We start from the raw sequence: 17973 nt of genomic DNA on the forward strand, positions 1-17973 counted from the left end.
CTGTCGTCATTATAATAACCCTTTCAATGCTAATGTGTGGCGTGTCGCTACATTCAAATCATACAGCGCCAGTTCTTCTGGCTTGACCCAGGCGTAGTCCTGAAATTCGTCGTTAATACATATATCGCGATTAGCGGAAACACAGTCGAAGATGAGATAAATCATATAAATCTCTTCTTGTCTGCCATCAGCGTAGGTTTTAACGCGGATATCGTCGCGGAAGGTCCACGGCGTAATATCGCTCAGAATCAGTTGTTCGCCGAGTTCTTCCCGAACCTCCCGACGCAGCGCCTCTTCAATGCGTTCGCCCGGCTCGACCCCGCCGCCCGACAGCGCCCACTGACCGGGAAAGACGCCGCGGTTGTCGGCCATTTTGCACAGCAGATAACAGCCATCATTTTGAATTAATGGGCAAACTATAGTTCGTTGACGCATAAGTCGCTTCCTTAAACCACCAGGTCATCAGCTTAACAAATCGTTCTGCGAAATTCTTTGTGAAAAATGGAAGCGATAACGCAGACTGCGTTTTTTGTTAATTTTGTTGATGCAGGCGTCGCCATGTGATGGCGCAATGATGCGTCATGGCGAAAGTAGTATTTCGTTACAATATGTTTTTGGAATGGTTTCTTAGTGCATTGATTCCTCAGCGTCTGGCAGTACAATTCTGCCGTTTTGGGGAGTTTTTCTTTATGTGCTTGCTGGAAAGGGTAAAAATGAAAAAAAGCATATTATTAGGTTTTGCCGGAATGCTGTTCGTTTCTGCATCGGCGCAGGCCATCAGTATTAGCGGCCAGGCGGGCGAAGATTACACCAACATTGGCGTGGGTTTTGGTACGGAATCGACGGGACTGGCGCTAAGCGGCAACTGGATGCACAACGATGATGATGGCGATGCTGCGGGCGTGGGTCTGGGGCTGAACATTCCGGTGGGACCGCTGCTGGCGACGGTAGGCGGTAAAGGTATTTATACCAATCCGAAAGACAGCGATGAAGGCTATGCGGCGGCTGTCGGCGGTGGGCTACAATGGAAAATCGGCAACAGCTTCCGTCTGTTCGGCGAGTATTATTATTCACCAGATTCGCTGTCCAGCGGTATCGACAGTTATGAAGAAGCGAATGCAGGCGCGCGTTTCACCATTATGCGCCCGCTGAGCATTGAAGCCGGTTATCGTTACCTGAACCTGGCGGGTAAAGACGGCAACCGCGATAATGCGATTGCTGACGGCCCTTATGTTGGCGTAAACGCCAGCTTTTGATGCTAACGGCGCGGCAATCGTCGCGCCATATTCCTCCTTTTCCCGTCATTCTTCTTTCCACGTCCTATTCCTCTTTGCGTTATAGTGTTTTCATCATAAGAGCAGGAGAACACAATGCTAAATGTGGAAATGCTATCCACCGGGGATGAGGTGTTGCACGGACAAATCGTTGACACCAATGCCGCCTGGCTGGCTGATTTTTTCTTTCATCAGGGCGTTCCGTTATCACGGCGAAATACGGTAGGCGATAATCTGGACAGTCTGGTCGCTATCTTGCGTGAACGCAGTCAACATGCTGATGTTTTGATTGTTAATGGCGGGTTAGGGCCGACCAGCGATGATTTAAGCGCGCTCGCCGCGGCAACGGCAAAAGGCGAAGGATTAGTACTACACCAGGCGTGGCTGACCGAAATGGAACGTTACTTTCAGCAGCGCGGTCGCGTGATGGCGCCGAGCAACCGTAAACAGGCGGAACTGCCTGCCAGCGCGGAGTTTATTAATAATCCGGTCGGCACGGCCTGTGGATTTGCGCTACAGCTCAACCGCTGCCTGATGTTTTTCACCCCCGGCGTACCGTCGGAATTTAAGGTTATGGTGGAGAAGGAAATCTTACCGCGGTTACGCGCGCGTTTTTCGCTGCCGGAGCCGCCGCTTTGCCTGCGGTTAACGACTTTTGGACGTTCAGAAAGTGACCTCGCGCAGCGTCTCGATTTACTGCCGTTGCCGCCCGGCGTGACGATGGGGTATCGCTCATCAATGCCGATCATTGAACTGAAATTGACCGGCCCGGCGACGCAACGGGAGGCGATGCTGGCGTTATGGCCAGAGGTCAAACGGGTTGCCGGGCAGAGTCTGATTTTCGAAGGTACGGAAAACCTGCCGGCGCAAATAGCCCGCCGACTGCAGGAAAGGCAGTTGAGTCTGACGTTGAGCGAGCAATACACCAGCGGTTTACTGGCGCTACAGCTTTCCCGCGCCGGGGCGCCTGTTCTTGCCAGTGAAGTCGTTCCTTCTCAGGAAGAGACGCTGGCGCAAACGGCGCACTGGACGACAGAACGGCGCAGCAATCATTATGCCGGTCTGGCGCTGGCCGTGTCGGGGCTGGAAAACGAACATCTTAATTTCGCGCTGGCGACGCCGGATGGCACGTATGCCTTACGCGTGCGTTTTAGCGCCAATCGGTATAGTCTGGCAATACGTCAGGAGGTCTGCGCGATGATGGCGCTAAATATGCTGCGCCGCTGGCTTAATGGCGAGGACATTATCAGCGAGCATGGCTGGATAGACGTGGTTGAATCATTGACATCATAATCCCTTTCTCTTATCTGCGATGGGAACGACATCGTGAGCCGGATAAGGCCGCTATGCCATTATCCGGCAATATTATCTGCTTTTTTGTCCAGCCAATTGTACTGAATACAAAGTAATACGTGCGTTAATTCACATTTATATGGTTAACCCTTCCACTCCGTTGGAAGGCGGATAAGCTTTGACGCGCTTCACAATTTTTTCCCTGCTGACCTTTCACACTGATTCCAGTGTCTCAGACTGGAGTCCAATATGTTGGAATCAAGTAAAGTCCCGGCTCTTACTCGCGCAATCGACATCCTCAATTTGATCGCGCGTATTGGCCCATGCAGCGCGGCAATCATTATTGAAACGCTGCGTATTCCAAAAAGCACCGCGTACCTGCTGTTGAATGAATTAAAACGTCAGCGATTTATTAGCCTCGATCATCAGGAGAACTACTGCCTGTGGACTAAGCTCGTTGAATTGTCGGGTCATGCGCTCAGCAAGATGGATCTGCGGGAGCTGGCGCGTCCTCGTCTAACACAACTGATGGATGAAACCGGGCTGCTGTGTCACTTGGGGATCATTGACCACGAAAATGCGTATTACATACTGAAAGTGGAATCCTCATCCACTATCAGCGTGCGCTCGCATGAGGGGAAAAGCCTCTCTCTTTATCGTTCCGGCATCGGCAAATGCCTGCTGGCATGGCAGCCGGCCGCCGTACGCAAAGCCATTATTGAAAAAATGGTATGGGAGCGAGCCACGCTGACCACCATCACCGAGCCGCAACAATTGAATGATGAGCTGGAACGCATTCGCCAGCGTGGATGGAGCTTTGATAACGGGGAGGATTATCCGGATGTCCGCTGCGTTGCCGCACCGGTATTTAATGCCAGAAACGAACTGACCGCGGCAATTTCAGTGGTCGGCACACGCCTGCAAATCAACGAAGAGAATCTTGATTATTTGGCCGGTAAAGCTATTGCCTGTGCCAAAGATATTTCACGCCTGTTGGGATGGAAAAGTCCCTTCGACTCACTCGCATCTTAAAATGGAGAATATTATGACTCTTCCTAAAATTAAACACGTTCGAGCCTGGTTTATTGGGGGCGCTACCGCAGAGAAAGGGGCTGGCGGCGGGGATTATCACGACCAGGGAGGAAATCACTGGATTGATGACCATATCGCCACTCCCATGAGCAAATATCGCGACTATGAGCAGTCTCGTCAGTCTTTTGGGATCAACGTGTTAGGGACGCTGATCGTCGAAGTAGAGGCGGAAAATGGGCAGACGGGGTTCGCCGTTTCGACAGCAGGGGAGATGGGCTGTTTTATCGTAGAAAAACATCTTAACCGGTTTATTGAAGGCAAATGCGTAAGCGATATCAAACTTATTCACGATCAGATGCTCGGCGCGACCATGTACTACTCCGGTTCCGGCGGTCTGGTGATGAACACGATTTCCTGTGTGGATCTGGCGCTGTGGGATCTGTTTGGCAAGGTGGTTGGGCTGCCGGTTTATAAATTGCTGGGCGGAGCGGTACGCGATGAAATTCAGTTTTACGCCACCGGCGCACGCCCGGATCTGGCTAAAGAAATGGGCTTTATCGGCGGTAAAATGCCGACTCACTGGGGACCGCACGATGGTGATGCGGGGATCCGTAAAGATGCCGCGATGGTGGCGGATATGCGTGAAAAGTGCGGGCCGGATTTCTGGCTGATGCTCGACTGCTGGATGAGTCAGGATGTGAACTATGCGACTAAACTGGCTCACGCCTGTGCGCCATTTAATCTCAAATGGATTGAAGAGTGTCTGCCGCCGCAGCAGTATGAAGGCTATCGCGAATTAAAACGCAACGCGCCTGCAGGGATGATGGTTACCAGCGGCGAACACCATGGTACGCTGCAATCCTTCCGCACTCTGGCAGAAACCGGCATTGATATTATGCAGCCGGATGTTGGCTGGTGCGGCGGATTAACCACGCTGGTTGAGATCGCCGCGCTTGCCAAATCGCGCGGGCAACTGGTGGTGCCGCACGGTTCGTCTGTCTATTCGCACCATGCAGTTATTACTTTCACTAATACCCCTTTCAGCGAGTTCCTGATGACCAGCCCGGACTGCTCCACCCTGCGTCCGCAATTTGACCCGATTCTCCTGGATGAGCCGGTGCCGGTGAATGGACGCATCCATAAATCAGTGCTGGATAAGCCGGGCTTCGGCGTCGAGCTTAACCGTGACTGTCACTTGAAACGCCCTTATAGCCACTAATAACTCGTGCGTTGCCTTTGTACGGCAACGCCCTCATCCTGTTGAGGATATTGCTATGAGCATCACTTTACTTGACGGCGTAGTGAAGAAAAACCGCGCACGTTTAATTCCTTTTATGTTGGCGCTGTATGTACTGGCGTTTCTGGATCGTTCAAATATTGGTTTTGCCAAAGAGACCTATCAGATAGATACCGGGCTAAGTAATGAAGCCTACGCGCTAGGGGCCGGTATTTTCTTTGTGGTTTACGCTTTCCTTGGCGTACCGGCTAACCTGCTGATGCGCAAATTTGGCGCAAGAACCTGGATCGGCACGACTACCCTGCTGTGGGGCTTTCTCTCTGCTGCGATGGCCTGGGCGGATAGTGAAGCAAAATTTCTGATAATCCGCACGCTATTGGGCGCGGCGGAGGCTGGATTTTTCCCCGGCATGATCTATCTAACTTCACAATGGTTCCCGCAGCGTAACCGTGCCAGCATTATGGGGCTATTTTATATGGGCGCGCCGCTGGCGTTAACGTTGGGTTCGCCGCTCTCCGGCGCTCTGCTGGAGATGCATGGTTTTATGGGGCACCCGGGATGGTTCTGGATGTTCGTTATCGAAGGCCTACTGGCGATTGGCGCAGGGATATTCACCTTTTTCTGGCTTGATGACACTCCGCAGCAGGCGCGTTTTCTTAGCCTGGAAGAAAAGAACGCGCTTATCAGGCAACTGGCGAGCGAAGAAGAGAAAAAGGTCACGTCAAGGCTTGCGGATGCGCTGCGTAATGGACGCGTCTGGCAACTGGCTATTATTTATCTGACGATTCAGGTGGCGGTATACGGACTCATCTTTTTCCTGCCGACCCAGGTTGCCGCGCTATTGGGCACTAAAGTGGGCTTTACCGCTTCGGTGGTAACAGCGGTTCCCTGGGTGGCGGCTTTGCTTGGCACATGGCTTATTCCTCGCTACTCCGACCGTACCGGCGATCGCCGTAACGTTGCGGCAGTGACGCTACTGGCTGCGGGCATTGGCATTGGCCTGTCAGGTCTGGTTTCTCCGGTGCTCGCTATTCTGGCGCTCTGTGTTGCAGCAGTAGGATTTATTGCCGTTCAGCCCGTATTCTGGACCATGCCGACGCAGCTACTTTCCGGTACGGCTCTGGCGGCAGGAATTGGTTTCGTTAATCTGTTTGGCGCTGTGGGCGGTTTTATTGCCCCAATTCTGCGCGTAAAAGCGGAAACGTTGTTTGCCAGCGATGCGGCGGGCCTGCTGACGCTGGCCGGAGTCGCCATCATTGGCTCATTAATTATCTTCACGCTGAGCGTTAATCGTCCGGTGGCGCAATCCGGCGCTGCGCATCATTAATCTTATCTACGTTGTAAGGATCGCTATGAACGCATTGTTATCAAATCCTTTTAAAGAAGGATTACGTAAAGGGGATACGCAAATTGGTTTGTGGCTCAGTTCAACCACCTCTTATATGGCGGAGATTGCGGCGACGTCGGGTTATGACTGGTTGTTAATAGATGGCGAGCACGCGCCTAATACGGTGCAGGACTTGTATCATCAGTTACAGGCCATCGCCCCATATGCCAGCCAGCCGGTGATTCGCCCGATCGAGGGAAGTAAAGCGCTCATTAAACAGGTACTGGACATCGGGGCGCAAACGCTACTGATCCCGATGGTTGACACCGCAGAACAGGCGCGCCAGGTCGTTTCCGCTACCCGATACCCGCCGTTGGGGCAACGAGGCGTTGGCGCGAGCGTGGCGCGTGCGGCGCGCTGGGGGAGAATCGACAACTATATGGCACAGGCCAATGAGTCGCTCTGCCTGTTGGTGCAGGTTGAAAGCAAAGTGGCGCTGGAAAACCTTGACGCGATTCTGGAGGTTGAAGGCATTGATGGCGTCTTTATCGGTCCGGCAGATCTCTCTGCTTCATTGGGTTACCCCGATAATGCCGGACACCCGGAAGTGCAGCGGATCATTGAAGCGTGTATTTATCGTATTCGCGCCGCCGGAAAAGCGGCGGGTTTTTTGGCGGTCGATCCGGCAATGGCGCAGAAATGTCTGGCGTGGGGCGCGAATTTTGTCGCGGTCGGGGTAGATACGATGCTCTACACCGAGGCGCTGGACAGCAGGTTGGCGATGTTTAAATCTGTTCAGTCAGTAAGCACGGCAAAACGTAGTTATTGAGAAAAATGCCGGATGGCACGTATGCCTTACGCGTGCGTTTTAGCGCCAATCGGTATAGTCTGGCAATACGTCAGGAGGTCTGTGCGGTGATGGCGCTAAATATGCTGCGCCGCTGGCTTAATGGCGAGGACATTACCAGCGAGCATGGCTGGATAGACGTGGTTGAATCATTGACGGCATAGAACTTTTAGTGGGAAGGCCTGGCCTTCCCACCCTTATATACTTATAAATTCTTCGCAGAGCATCATTTCAGGATAAGAGCCTATCCCACCAGGCGTAATTGTTGAAGCCAGTTTGGGGCCGGCCAGCGTGCAGAAACCGGAGCGTACACGTAGTACGTGAGGATTTTGAGCACTGCCCGGTCCCAAAATGGCGAATAAAATAGCCTAATGGGATAGGCTCTAAGTACTCACCATTACTGGAGACTGTATTCATATATTTGTCGCCGGGTTTGGGTGTTAAATAGTGTTTGTTCCTCTACTGAAAGCGTTAAGAAATTTTCCGCAAATTCTCGTAGTGTGGTAGCAGGATCGTTTTGCCCGGCATTCAATAAGAGTTGAATTGTATGGTAACAAAATAGACCACAGCCGTTGGGTACATTATTCTGTAAATTAATTTCGATAAAATTAACCTCATCGCTTTCTGATATACCTGCAATCTTTGCTGCTTCTATAATCTCTTGCTTAGTATTTTCATTTAAATCATGATAACTGTTAAATATGAGACATTTTATTTTTTCTGCAAGTTTATAAAATAAACAGAGAAGCCAGTGATCTCCTGTATTTATCAGAAAGATTTCATTTTCACATAATCCTGATTGAGCAATCTTTTCAAGTAGCTGAGTGCTTAATATATTTTCTTTGGTGGTAGGATGAATAAGCCCAATGGGATAGTTTACCGAGAGAAAAGGTGATTCTTGAACCAGACCTTGCGTTGCAGCTGCCAACTCATCTGAAGACATCATTCGCACACCACACCAAAGATTTTCAACTCCAACCTGTTCTTTATCTGTCTGAGCGAACTGGTTGCCCATAATTTTATGTGCTATTTCTATTTTTTTAGAAAGGTCGGTTGTCGCGGAACCGGCCATATAAAGTAATCTGGAAGGGGTATGTAGCTTTTTCCACTCAGTATTATTTTTTGTTATATCGTTATTGGCAATTTGATGTAATACAAGGCAAGCCTGATTGATTTTTTTATCTATATCTGGTGAGCCCGATCTTTTTCCGCTAAAGAATTCAAAAAGAAATTTCTCAACTCTATGTCCCAGGTCATCGTTGCGTAACGCAAGATTGCATAACAGATCAATACAATTCTGATCACCGTTCTCTACTGAGCTAAGCAACAACGCAAGCGTCTCATCGCTCACCTCTCCTGCATATAGGCTGTGAAATTGCGGTGTGCTCAATCGGTAAAGTGAATTTACACATATATTCATTTTGCTCTGTTTCCTGATAGGTGAAAGTAGCGAATATGATGTCATGTATAATTATTTGTAAAAATATTATTATTAGTGGGGGATATATTAAATCAGGCATAGACCTGATTTTCTTATTATTCACATAACACTCAATTATTATTGGGGATATTCAGTTATCCCCCTCTTTAAAGGGGGCTGGTAACGCGTCGATACAAGAGATATTGCTCTATACACAGTAACGTCGTTATCTGTCATGCCACCATGGGTTAGCGGTCATGGTTAACCAAATAGGGCAGGTTATTGCAAAGAGACATCCGCGTTTATACCCAAAATAATCCGTAGCCAATACATAAGCAACTTGAAGTATGAAGGGTATATGTCTGATGGAAAATCGGCCCTGGTGAGTAGGGTAATAGCGCCGGAGGGGCTCCGGCGCTTTTTACTTAGCCGAGCGCTTGGGCCAGTAGCGTAATGGGATGTTCGCAGCGTTTGCTTGTAGACATCTCAATTTGCCACTTACAGGTTTCACAATCGGTGACGACAATGTCGGCGCCGCTCTCTTCAATCTGGCGGAACAGCGGCGCGCCGATGGACTGTGATGTCGGATAGTTTTCCTTTTTAAATCCATACGTACCGGCAATGCCGCAGCACTGTGAATCAAGTACCGTCAATTCAAGCCCCGGAATTTGCCGCAATAATTCAAGCGTGTAAAGCGTCCAGCCCATTTTTTCCATATGACACGGCGTATGGTAGACCACTTTCAGCGGCAAAGGATTAAGCGGCAGCGTTTTCCCGGCATCCAGTTTGCGCCATAGCCAGCGGGTGGCCAGCTCGATATGTTCGCGCAGCCCGGCGTTGTCCACGTCCAGCACTTCAGGATATTCATCGCGCAACGCAAACGTACAGGTGGATGACGTGGCGATGACCGGAATACCTTTGACGGCAATCGCCTCGCGTAGCGACTCTACATTGCTGATAGCCTGCTTGCGAGCTTTATCCGTAAAACCGTTAGCGATCAGCGGTACGCCGCAACACTTCTCTTTACTCAATAACTGTACTCCGGTACCCATTGCGTTCAGCACCTTAATCAGATCTTTTCCGAGCTGCGGATGGTTGTAATTCACAAAACAGCCATGGAAAAAGGCGACCTGATCTTTGTATTTAGCCTGCTGCGCCGCCACGCTACGATACCAGCGGCGGAAGGTGCCGAAAGAGTATTTTGGTAAGGTGCGGCGATGATCGATTTTGAGCGCGTAATCAAGCAACTGGCGCACTGGCTTTAATGCGGTGGCGGTATTGACCACCGGCGCGAACGGCGTTGAAACGCTGCCCATCAGATCGGTATGGCTGAGAATAAAGTTACGCAATGACGGGCGCGTCGTATCGTATTTCGCGCGGGCGCGCTGGATGATATCGCCAATCTTCACGTCCGACGGACAGGCGACCTCACACCGTTTGCAGTTAATGCAATATTTCAGCGCCTCATCATACAGTGCGCCGTCTTTCAGACGCAGGCGTTCGCCATCCGGTCCGGCCTGTTTAGGGCCAGGGTAGCCAGGATTAACGCGGCTGACCGGGCACGCGGTGGTGCACACCGTACATTTAATACAACTTTCAAAACGTGTGTCGCTCATTGCTGTTCTCCTGCACGCTCAGCGATATGGTGCGCGGCCTGGAGGGCGCTGACTGCGCAGACGCCGCCGCCGCATCCCTCAGCTATAGGATCGAATCCCGCCAGCACAGAACCTATTGCATACAGATTTTCTACCGTGTTGCCCGCAAGGGAGGGGCGGAAAGCGTCATCCGTCACGACGCCAAACTGCTGCCAGGGCTGTGGGTCGAAGAAATGTTGTTGATACCATTCGGCGCGGGTGGCCGTTTGCTGTACGTCGAGCCCTAAAATAGGTTCGCGGATCCCTTCACGCTCGGCAACCAGACCGCTACTAAAGAAGCTACCGCTGGCAAGTACGGCAAAACGCGGGCGCAGTGGGATATCGGCATGGTTGCGGGTCCATATTTCGCTCACGGTACCGCGACGGCAGGTGACTTTCTTCACTTCATCGCCCGGCATCCAGATGCCGCCCTGACGAACAAACTGGCGCTGGAGCTGATTGTGCAGACGAATACCGAGCACCGATGGCGGCAGCGTCGGCAGCAGCGTGAGCGCGCAGGGCAGACGTTCGTTAAGCCAGCGCCACAGCGTATTGTTCGCCAGCCCGAAACAGGCGGGCATGATGATCATGTCGCAGTTTGTCGCTATTGGCGACAGCGCGTCGTACAGCAGTGGCCATTTTTCTTCGTTATCAAGCAGACGCGCAATATTGACCGCGCGAAATTCCGTCGGGTTATCACGCAGTACGTCCAGTTCCGGAAGGTCGATTTCTGCGGTTTCCACGTTGAGGTCGCGTTGGCGCAGCGACGCTGCCGCAAGGTGCGCCTGGAAATCCAGTAATCCGCTAACGCCGACGACGCAAATTCGCTGTGCGGATAACGGCCAGACCGGTACTTCCGGCGAGCTAAGCCAGGTTGAACGCAATGTGCCAAGCGGCGTGACACGCTGGTGCGCCTGCTGTACGTCGCCGTATAACTGCGCGCCGCTGGCGTTAAGTAGCGTTTGCGCCTGTTGCGCCAGCGTAAGGACTTTTTGCGCGCCTAAACGCGAATAAGGATGTTCAGGCGCCTGGCGGCGCAGCGCATCAAGCCCGGCAGTAATGTCGGTTACCGGTTGGCCGTCGGGCAGGGCGCTGAGTAGATCCAGCGAGCCGGAGGAAAAATGCAGCGCGCTTTGTCCGCGGGTGACGATGGCGCAGCGTAATCCATGCTGCTGGAGTTGCAGTCCGCATAGCAAACCGGCGAGACCGCCGCCCATAATAACCGTATCAAATTTCATCCTGGTGCTCCTTCTCCAGACCGCATAATCCCTGATAAACCCAGCGCGTGAATTCGCTTTCGCGCAGCGCGTCTCCCCAGGCGACAGGTTGTACGCCTTTCCAGCGCTCATTCAGAAATTCAGAGAGTTGCGTAATAGATTGCGCCGCGGTCGTCACATTAAAACGCTGCAATAGCCCGGCCGCGCGGCAGGCGCATAGCTCGCCCTGGCAAGTGCCCATCCCTACGCGGGTGCGACGGCGCAGATCCAGCAGGCTATTCACGGTTAAGTTTTCGACGGCATACTGCACTTCCCCCGCCGTGACGGCCTCACATTCACAGACCAGGCTACGGTGTTGGCGGCCTTCGCTCAGCCACCCCGGCGTGCGATCGCCATGCCGATAAACCGCCGATCCGCGTAGCGGCGCGGGAAGCGAGATAATGCGTTTCAGCGTATGTTCCGTAGACTCTTTTGAGCCAGGCAACGGCGTATCCGCCGTGATGCAGGGGCGAGTATTGCCCAACTTGCGGCACACGGCATCGGTCGCCCATTCCGCCATCAGGCGGTAAGTCATTAGCTTCCCGCCGGTAATGGTAATGAAGCCATCAAGCCCGTCGCGTTCGGCGTGGTCGAACAACACAATACCGCGGCTGACGTTACGACCGCTGGGATCGTCATCGCTGGCCACCAGCGGGCGGACGCCGGAATACGCGCGCAGAATACGCGTCTTCGCCATGACAGGGGCCAGTTTTTCCCCTTCACGCAGCAGGATATCGACTTCATCTGCGGTGACGCGGTTGCTGTCTATCTCATTGTAATCAATATGGGTAGAGGTGGTGCCGATCAGTGAAATCGTATCGCCAGGTACCAGAATGTCGGCATCCGATGGTTTCCGGCAGCGGTTAATGACATGCTGGTTGATCCGATGGTCCATGATCAACAGCGAGCCTTTCGCCGGGAACATGCGAATACTCAGGTCGGCGTATTCGGCGATCCGTTGCCCCCAGATACCTGCCGCATTGACCACCACCGGCGCGTGAAGCGTCTGGGTTTCGCCAGTGAGATGGTTGCGCACATGGACGCCGCAGACCGTTGCGCCTTCACGAATGAGCCCGGTCACTTCATGCGCCGTTAACACGATTGCGCCATGTTCTCTGGCATCCAGCATATTGGCGGCGGTAAGGCGGAAAGGGTCCACGGTGCCATCCGGCACTTTTACCGCACCGATGAGCGCAGGGTTAACGGAAGGTTCGATGATGCGAGCCTGCTGCGGATCGATGGCTTCAGCGCGAATGCCTGCCGCTTCACAGGCGCGAATAAAGGTGGCCTGAAACGCAAGATCATCTTCCGGCAACGTAATAAACAGACCATCCGTCGGTTCGACGCAATGGCGGGCGATCCGTTTTAAAATCTGGTTTTCACTAATGCACTCGCGCGCGGATTCCGCGTCGGTAACCGCATAACGAGCTCCGCTGTGCAGCAGCCCGTGGTTACGCCCGGTCGCGCCGGTCGCTATATCATGCCGCTCCACCAGAACGACACGTAAACCGCGCAGCGCGCAGTCGCGGGCGATCCCTGCGCCTGTTGCTCCCCCGCCAATGATAATCACGTCACTTGCTTGCGAGTCGCGAGTTTTCATTGTTTTTCCTCACAGTTCGTTTTTTATCATTTAGCCATACAAATCATATGGAATGTTTGATTTCGCGCATAATCGCTCACTATTCGAAAATGAAACGTGATTTCGTGCGCCTTTCTGAACATTAGTCATAAATCTGTAACAATATGTGCTGTAATTCACATTAACGTGACGTATCTTTACTTAACATCCCGGCCACACTGGGAGCAGCGGGGTTGTTTGAACGAACTGCGGTGTTTACCTCTAAATAAAATACGGGCCACGGAGGCTACAATATGTTGAGTATTTTTAAACCAGCGCCGCATAAAGCGCGCTTGCCAGCGGCGGAGATTGATCCGACCTATCGCCGATTACGCTGGCAGATTTTCCTGGGGATATTCTTTGGCTATGCCGCGTATTATCTGGTGCGCAAGAACTTTGCCCTCGCGATGCCCTACCTGGTAGAACAGGGTTTTTCACGCGGCGATCTGGGCTTTGCGCTGTCCGGGATTTCCATCGCTTATGGTTTTTCGAAATTTATAATGGGTTCGGTGTCCGATCGCTCGAATCCGCGCGTTTTTCTGCCGGCAGGGTTGATTCTGGCCGCAGCAGTCATGTTGTTTATGGGCTTTGTACCGTGGGCGACATCCAGCATCGCCGTGATGTTTGTACTGTTGTTCCTTTGCGGCTGGTTCCAGGGGATGGGGTGGCCGCCGTGCGGACGTACGATGGTTCACTGGTGGTCGCAGAAAGAGCGCGGCGGCATTGTGTCGGTCTGGAACTGTGCGCATAACGTCGGCGGCGGGATCCCGCCACTGCTGTTCCTGCTGGGGATGGCGTGGTTTAACGACTGGAAAGCGGCGCTCTATATGCCAGCCTTTGGCGCGATTGTGGTGGCGCTGTTCGCTTTCGCAATGATGCGCGATACGCCGCAATCCTGCGGTCTGCCGCCTATCGAAGAGTATAAAAACGACTATCCGGACGACTACAACGAAAAAGCGGAAGAAGAGCTGACTGCGAAGCAGATCTTCATGCAGTACGTACTGCCGAACAAATTACTGTGGTATATCGCTATCGCCAACGTGTTCGTCTACCTGCTGCGCTACGGTATCCTCGACTGGTCGCCGACCTACCTGAAAGAAGTGAAGCATTTCGCACTGGATAAATCCTCCTGGGCCTATTTCCTGTATGAATACGCGGGTATTCCGGGCACGCTGCTGTGTGGCTGGATGTCGGATAAAGTCTTCCGCGGCAACCGCGGTGCGACGGGCGTGTTCTTTATGACCCTGGTGACTATCGCGACCATCGTTTACTGGATGAACCCGGCAGGAAACCCGAACGTTGATATGGCTTGTATGATTATCATCGGCTTCCTGATCTACGGCCCGGTAATGTTGATCGGTCTGCACGCGCTGGAACTGGCGCCGAAAAAAGCGGCGGGTACGGCGGCGGGCTTTACCGGTCTGTTTGGTTACCTGGGCGGTTCTGTCGCTGCAAGCGCCATTGTGGGTTATACCGTTGACTTCTTCGGTTGGGATGGCGGCTTTATGGTGATGATTGGCGGCAGCATTCTGGCGGTAATCCTGCTGGTGGTCGTGATGATTGGTGAAAAACGCCATCATGATGAGCTGCAGTTAAAACGCAACGGAGGCTAATAACATGAAAACCACACTGAAAAACCTTAGCGTGGCGTTAATGTTGGCAGGAATGACCATCGGAAGCGGCGCCGTGGCGGCTGAAAAAGTCGTTATCGCCCACCGTGGCGCCAGCGGTTATCTGCCGGAGCATACGCTACCGGCGAAAGCGATGGCGTATGCGCAAGGGGCAGATTATCTGGAACAGGATTTAGTGATGACAAAGGACGACCATCTGGTCGTCCTCCATGACCACTACCTTGACCGGGTGACTGACGTCGCTGACCGTTTTCCGGACCGGGCGCGTAAAGATGGGCGCTATTACGCTATCGATTTTACGCTGGATGAAATTAAATCCCTGAAGTTTACCGAAGGGTTTGATATTGAAAACGGCAAAAAAGTACAAACTTATCCGGGCCGTTTCCCGATGGGAAAATCTGATTTCCGCATTCATACCTTTGAAGAGGAAATTGAATTCGTTCAGGGATTAAATCACTCTACCGGTAAAAATATCGGTATTTATCCGGAAATTAAAGCGCCGTGGTTCCATCATCAGGAAGGGAAAGATATTGCCGCGAAAACGCTGGAAGTGCTGAAGAAGTATGGTTACACCGGCAAGCAGGACAATGTCTATTTGCAGTGTTTTGATGTCGCTGAGCTGAAACGTATTAAGAATGAACTGGAACCCAAAATGGGGATGGATCTCAATCTGGTTCAACTTATTGCGTATACCGACTGGAATGAAACACAGCAGAAACAGCCGGACGGTCGTTGGGTAAATTACAACTACGACTGGATGTTTAAGCCGGGCGCCATGAAGCAGGTGGCGGAATATGCGGACGGTATTGGTCCGGATTACCATATGCTGGTCGCGGAAGGCTCAACGAAAGGGAATATCAAGCTGACTGGAATGGTGCAAGACGCGCATCAGAATAAGATGGTAGTGCATCCTTACACTGTGCGTGCCGATCAATTGCCGGACTATGCCACAGACGTCAATCAGTTGTACGACATCCTGTATAACAAGGCGGGCGTCGACGGGCTGTTCACTGACTTCCCGGATAAGGCGGTCATGTTCCTGCAAAAAAATGACTAAAGGTTTGCCATAGTAGAAGTGACGCGCCGGATGAGGGCATAAACGCCTCATCCGGCCTGGCGCAACGTTTGCCAGCGTAAGTCTGGTAAACGCAATACCATCAGGCGGGGTTGTTTTATAGCAACCCCTCATCGGTCAGTGTTTCCATACATTTTTGTAATAAAAATAGCGGACTTCCTTCTACCGGCGGTTCTTTTGCTAACAGGGAAATTTGTCGATAAAAGGTGGGTTCCAGCGCCACGGAGCATAATTTTCCTGTCGTGGCTTTTAAGGTTAATTCTGGCAATAAGGCGATACCTAATCCCTGGCGAATAAAATTCAGCGCAGTATCGGGATGGTTAAATTCATATTTAAATATCGGCTCAATACCCTTTTCTTTAAACAACGCCATAATGCTTAATTCATAACGACCTTTACTGACAATAAGTGGTTCGTCCATCAGTTCTTCGACCGTTACTGTACTATTGGCCGCCAGGGGATGATTTTCAGGCACCACTACGGTGAATTTATCCCGGTAAATGGGGACGCAATACATACCGTTGACCGGAAAAGGAACGAAACCGGCATCAATACTTCCGTCCTGCAGCGAATCAATAATAGCCGTACTGTTCTCTTCATAGGGGATAATTTTTACATTTGGATGATGGCTTTCAAAATAGCGAATGACGCCGGGTAAAATGCAGGCGCAGGCGCTGGGAAAACAGCCAATCCGTAGCGTACGGGCCGGGTTCTTTTTTTCTTGTTCGGCAATCTCTTTTACCGCGTTGACGTCGCGCTGGATCGCGCGTAAATGCTTGACGATGCGGCTACCGGCGGCGGTAAGCTCAATCTCTTTACGACGCTCACGAATCAATATATCAACGCCGAGCTCCTCCTCAAGCGCGGAGATGGCCTGGCTGACGGCGGATTGCGTCATGTATAGCCGTTTGCTGGCTTCGGTAAATCCGCCGTACTCCAGTACGGCAAGCAGGGCGTGGATTTGGGTTAATGTCATTAGTAAAACCTAATCAATATAATTAAAACGATTAATTTTTCTAATAGAGTGCACTTGTTTATACTGCGATTCTATCGAATACATCACATTTTGACGCACCTGATAGGTGTTCAGTTGAGCTGAGCGTTGCCTGCGTGCGCCATCTGAGCGGGTCGTTAAGAATGAAAGAAAAATTATGGACGAAGGATTTTTGGGCAATCACCATAGTAAGTTTTATTATCTTTTTTGTTTTTTATGTACTGCTAACTTTATTACCCATTTATATCGCTGACCGCCTGCATGCTTCTGCAGATAAGGCCGGGCTGTTAGTGACATGTTTCCTGGCCGCGGCAATTGTTATTCGGCCATTTGCCGGACAGTGGGTGGGAAAATATTCGAATAAAAAGATTCTGGTGCTCTCTTCTCTGGCTTTTTTGGTGATTACCGCGCTGTATCCGGTTTGCCATTCTATCGAGTCGCTGCTCTTTATCCGCGTACTTCATGGGATTACGTTTGGTGTTATTACCACGGTAAAAGGAACTATTTCAGCGCGGTTAATTCCGGCCTCCCGACGTGGAGAGGGCATCAGCTTTTTCTCTTTAGCGATGGGCCTGGCGATGGTCGTAGGACCGTGGATCGGTTTGAATATGGCCCGCTGGAACGCGTTCACTGCCGCATTCTGGCTTTGTTCCGCTGTAGCGGCGTTAGGGATTGTGCTTTCCCTGATTGTGACGGTCCCTCCGGTAATTCGTCATGCCGATGGTTCGAAACCGAATCTGGGTTTTGCCGCGATGTTTGACCGCGCCGCCTTGCCTTTTGCGATGGTCACCTTTTTTATGACTTTCTCCTATGCCGGCGTTTCGGCTTTCCTGGCGCTGTATGCGCGTGAGCTGGATTTAATGGCGGCGGCCAGTAATTTCCTGCTGTGCTACGCGATTTTCCTGATGATATGCCGTACCTTCACCGGGAATATTTGTGATAAAAAAGGGCCGAAATATGTTGTTTTCCCATGCCTGTTGGCTTTTACCATCGGTCTGGTGGCGCTGGGCTACACCAATGGCAGCATCATGATGATTATTTCCGGCGGTCTCATCGGTATCGGCTACGGTTCGGTCACGCCGGTTTTCCAGACGCAAATTATCAGCTCGGTTGAACCGCATAAAATCGGCGTGGCGAATTCACTGTTCTTTAACGCGATGGATGCCGGAATGGCGATTGGCGCCTTTATCATGGGAATGATGGTTGAGTCGGTTGGCTATCGTATGATTTATGTCGCTGGCGCGGTGCTGGTGGTACTCGCTGGCGCACTGTATGCCGTGCAGATGAAAAAACGTGGCGTGATGCCTTTGGTTTCCACCAGCGAGTTGCACTGAG

Annotated in this window: 16 protein-coding genes; 10 read left to right on the forward strand and 6 right to left on the reverse strand. The window is 51.8% G+C overall.

The features are described 5' to 3' along the window. Positions 1-9: 9 nt before the first annotated feature. Entirely contained in the window at positions 10-435 is a 426-nt protein-coding gene (nudI, locus tag K8W53_RS07695; protein ID WP_001249905.1) for a nucleoside triphosphatase NudI, read from the reverse strand. A 278-nt stretch (positions 436-713) separates the two neighbouring features. Between nudI and K8W53_RS07700 the strand changes: the two genes are divergently transcribed. The 7 genes from K8W53_RS07700 to K8W53_RS07730 all read left to right on the forward strand — a co-directional run bounded on the left by K8W53_RS07700 (position 714) and on the right by K8W53_RS07730 (position 7174). Then, entirely contained in the window at positions 714-1256 is a 543-nt protein-coding gene (locus K8W53_RS07700) for a YfaZ family protein (protein WP_001670658.1), read from the forward strand. A gap of 114 nt (positions 1257-1370) precedes the next feature. Further along, positions 1371-2567 carry a nicotinamide mononucleotide deamidase-related protein YfaY gene (locus K8W53_RS07705; RefSeq protein WP_023223908.1) on the forward strand — a complete coding sequence of 399 codons (1197 nt, stop codon included), beginning with the start codon at positions 1371-1373 and terminating at the stop codon, positions 2565-2567. A 249-nt stretch (positions 2568-2816) separates the two neighbouring features. Beyond that, complete coding sequence (locus K8W53_RS07710) at positions 2817-3599, forward strand: IclR family transcriptional regulator (RefSeq protein ID WP_000894173.1); 783 nt, start codon at positions 2817-2819, stop codon at positions 3597-3599. Positions 3600-3612: 13 nt separating this feature from the next. Beyond that, complete coding sequence (gene rhmD, locus K8W53_RS07715) at positions 3613-4818, forward strand: L-rhamnonate dehydratase (RefSeq protein ID WP_001530644.1); 1206 nt, start codon at positions 3613-3615, stop codon at positions 4816-4818. Between the two features lie 55 nt (positions 4819-4873). Further along, a complete protein-coding gene (locus tag K8W53_RS07720; RefSeq protein WP_000028931.1) occupies positions 4874-6163 on the forward strand; it encodes an MFS transporter in 1290 nt (429 codons plus the stop codon). Between the two features lie 25 nt (positions 6164-6188). After that, complete coding sequence (yfaU, locus tag K8W53_RS07725) at positions 6189-6992, forward strand: 2-keto-3-deoxy-L-rhamnonate aldolase (RefSeq protein WP_000992941.1); 804 nt, start codon at positions 6189-6191, stop codon at positions 6990-6992. A gap of 5 nt (positions 6993-6997) precedes the next feature. After that, positions 6998-7174, forward strand: coding sequence for a competence damage-inducible protein A (locus K8W53_RS07730; RefSeq protein ID WP_023203574.1), 177 nt, complete (start codon positions 6998-7000; stop codon positions 7172-7174). 233 nt (positions 7175-7407) lie between these two features. On the opposite strand, the gene sseL is transcribed toward K8W53_RS07730, so the two are convergent. From sseL to glpA, 4 genes are all read right to left on the reverse strand, one after another. After that, positions 7408-8430, reverse strand: a complete 1023-nt coding sequence (sseL, locus tag K8W53_RS07735) for an SPI-2 type III secretion system effector deubiquitinase SseL (protein WP_023224211.1) — start codon at positions 8428-8430, stop codon at positions 7408-7410. A 425-nt stretch (positions 8431-8855) separates the two neighbouring features. Beyond that, positions 8856-10046: an anaerobic glycerol-3-phosphate dehydrogenase subunit GlpC gene (glpC, locus tag K8W53_RS07740; RefSeq protein ID WP_001285726.1), complete on the reverse strand. Its 1191-nt coding sequence runs from the start codon at positions 10044-10046 to the stop codon at positions 8856-8858. Further along, positions 10043-11302, reverse strand: coding sequence for a glycerol-3-phosphate dehydrogenase subunit GlpB (gene glpB / locus K8W53_RS07745; RefSeq protein WP_023224210.1), 1260 nt, complete (start codon positions 11300-11302; stop codon positions 10043-10045). Before glpB ends, glpC begins: the two co-directional genes overlap by 4 nt. Then, the gene (gene glpA / locus K8W53_RS07750) at positions 11292-12920 is read right to left on the reverse strand and encodes an anaerobic glycerol-3-phosphate dehydrogenase subunit A (RefSeq protein ID WP_023195766.1); all 1629 of its coding nucleotides are present in this window, start codon (positions 12918-12920) and stop codon (positions 11292-11294) included. Before glpA ends, glpB begins: the two co-directional genes overlap by 11 nt. Before the next feature lie 272 nt (positions 12921-13192). Between glpA and glpT the strand changes: the two genes are divergently transcribed. Further along, positions 13193-14551 (forward strand): glycerol-3-phosphate transporter, encoded by a 1359-nt coding sequence (gene glpT / locus K8W53_RS07755; protein WP_000948739.1) that lies wholly within the window; start codon positions 13193-13195, stop codon positions 14549-14551. A gap of 4 nt (positions 14552-14555) precedes the next feature. After that, positions 14556-15626 (forward strand): glycerophosphodiester phosphodiesterase, encoded by a 1071-nt coding sequence (gene glpQ, locus K8W53_RS07760; RefSeq protein WP_000858952.1) that lies wholly within the window; start codon positions 14556-14558, stop codon positions 15624-15626. A gap of 115 nt (positions 15627-15741) precedes the next feature. Here glpQ and K8W53_RS07765 read toward each other — a convergent pair whose 3' ends face one another. After that, positions 15742-16620, reverse strand: coding sequence for a LysR family transcriptional regulator (locus K8W53_RS07765; protein ID WP_023224207.1), 879 nt, complete (start codon positions 16618-16620; stop codon positions 15742-15744). Positions 16621-16781: 161 nt separating this feature from the next. Between K8W53_RS07765 and K8W53_RS07770 the strand changes: the two genes are divergently transcribed. Beyond that, positions 16782-17972 carry an MFS transporter gene (locus K8W53_RS07770; RefSeq protein WP_039520738.1) on the forward strand — a complete coding sequence of 397 codons (1191 nt, stop codon included), beginning with the start codon at positions 16782-16784 and terminating at the stop codon, positions 17970-17972. The last annotated feature ends 1 nt before the right edge of the window (position 17973 follow it).

It is taken from the genome of Salmonella sp. A29-2 (genome assembly GCF_020150755.1).
GTDB lineage: Bacteria > Pseudomonadota > Gammaproteobacteria > Enterobacterales > Enterobacteriaceae > Salmonella > Salmonella enterica.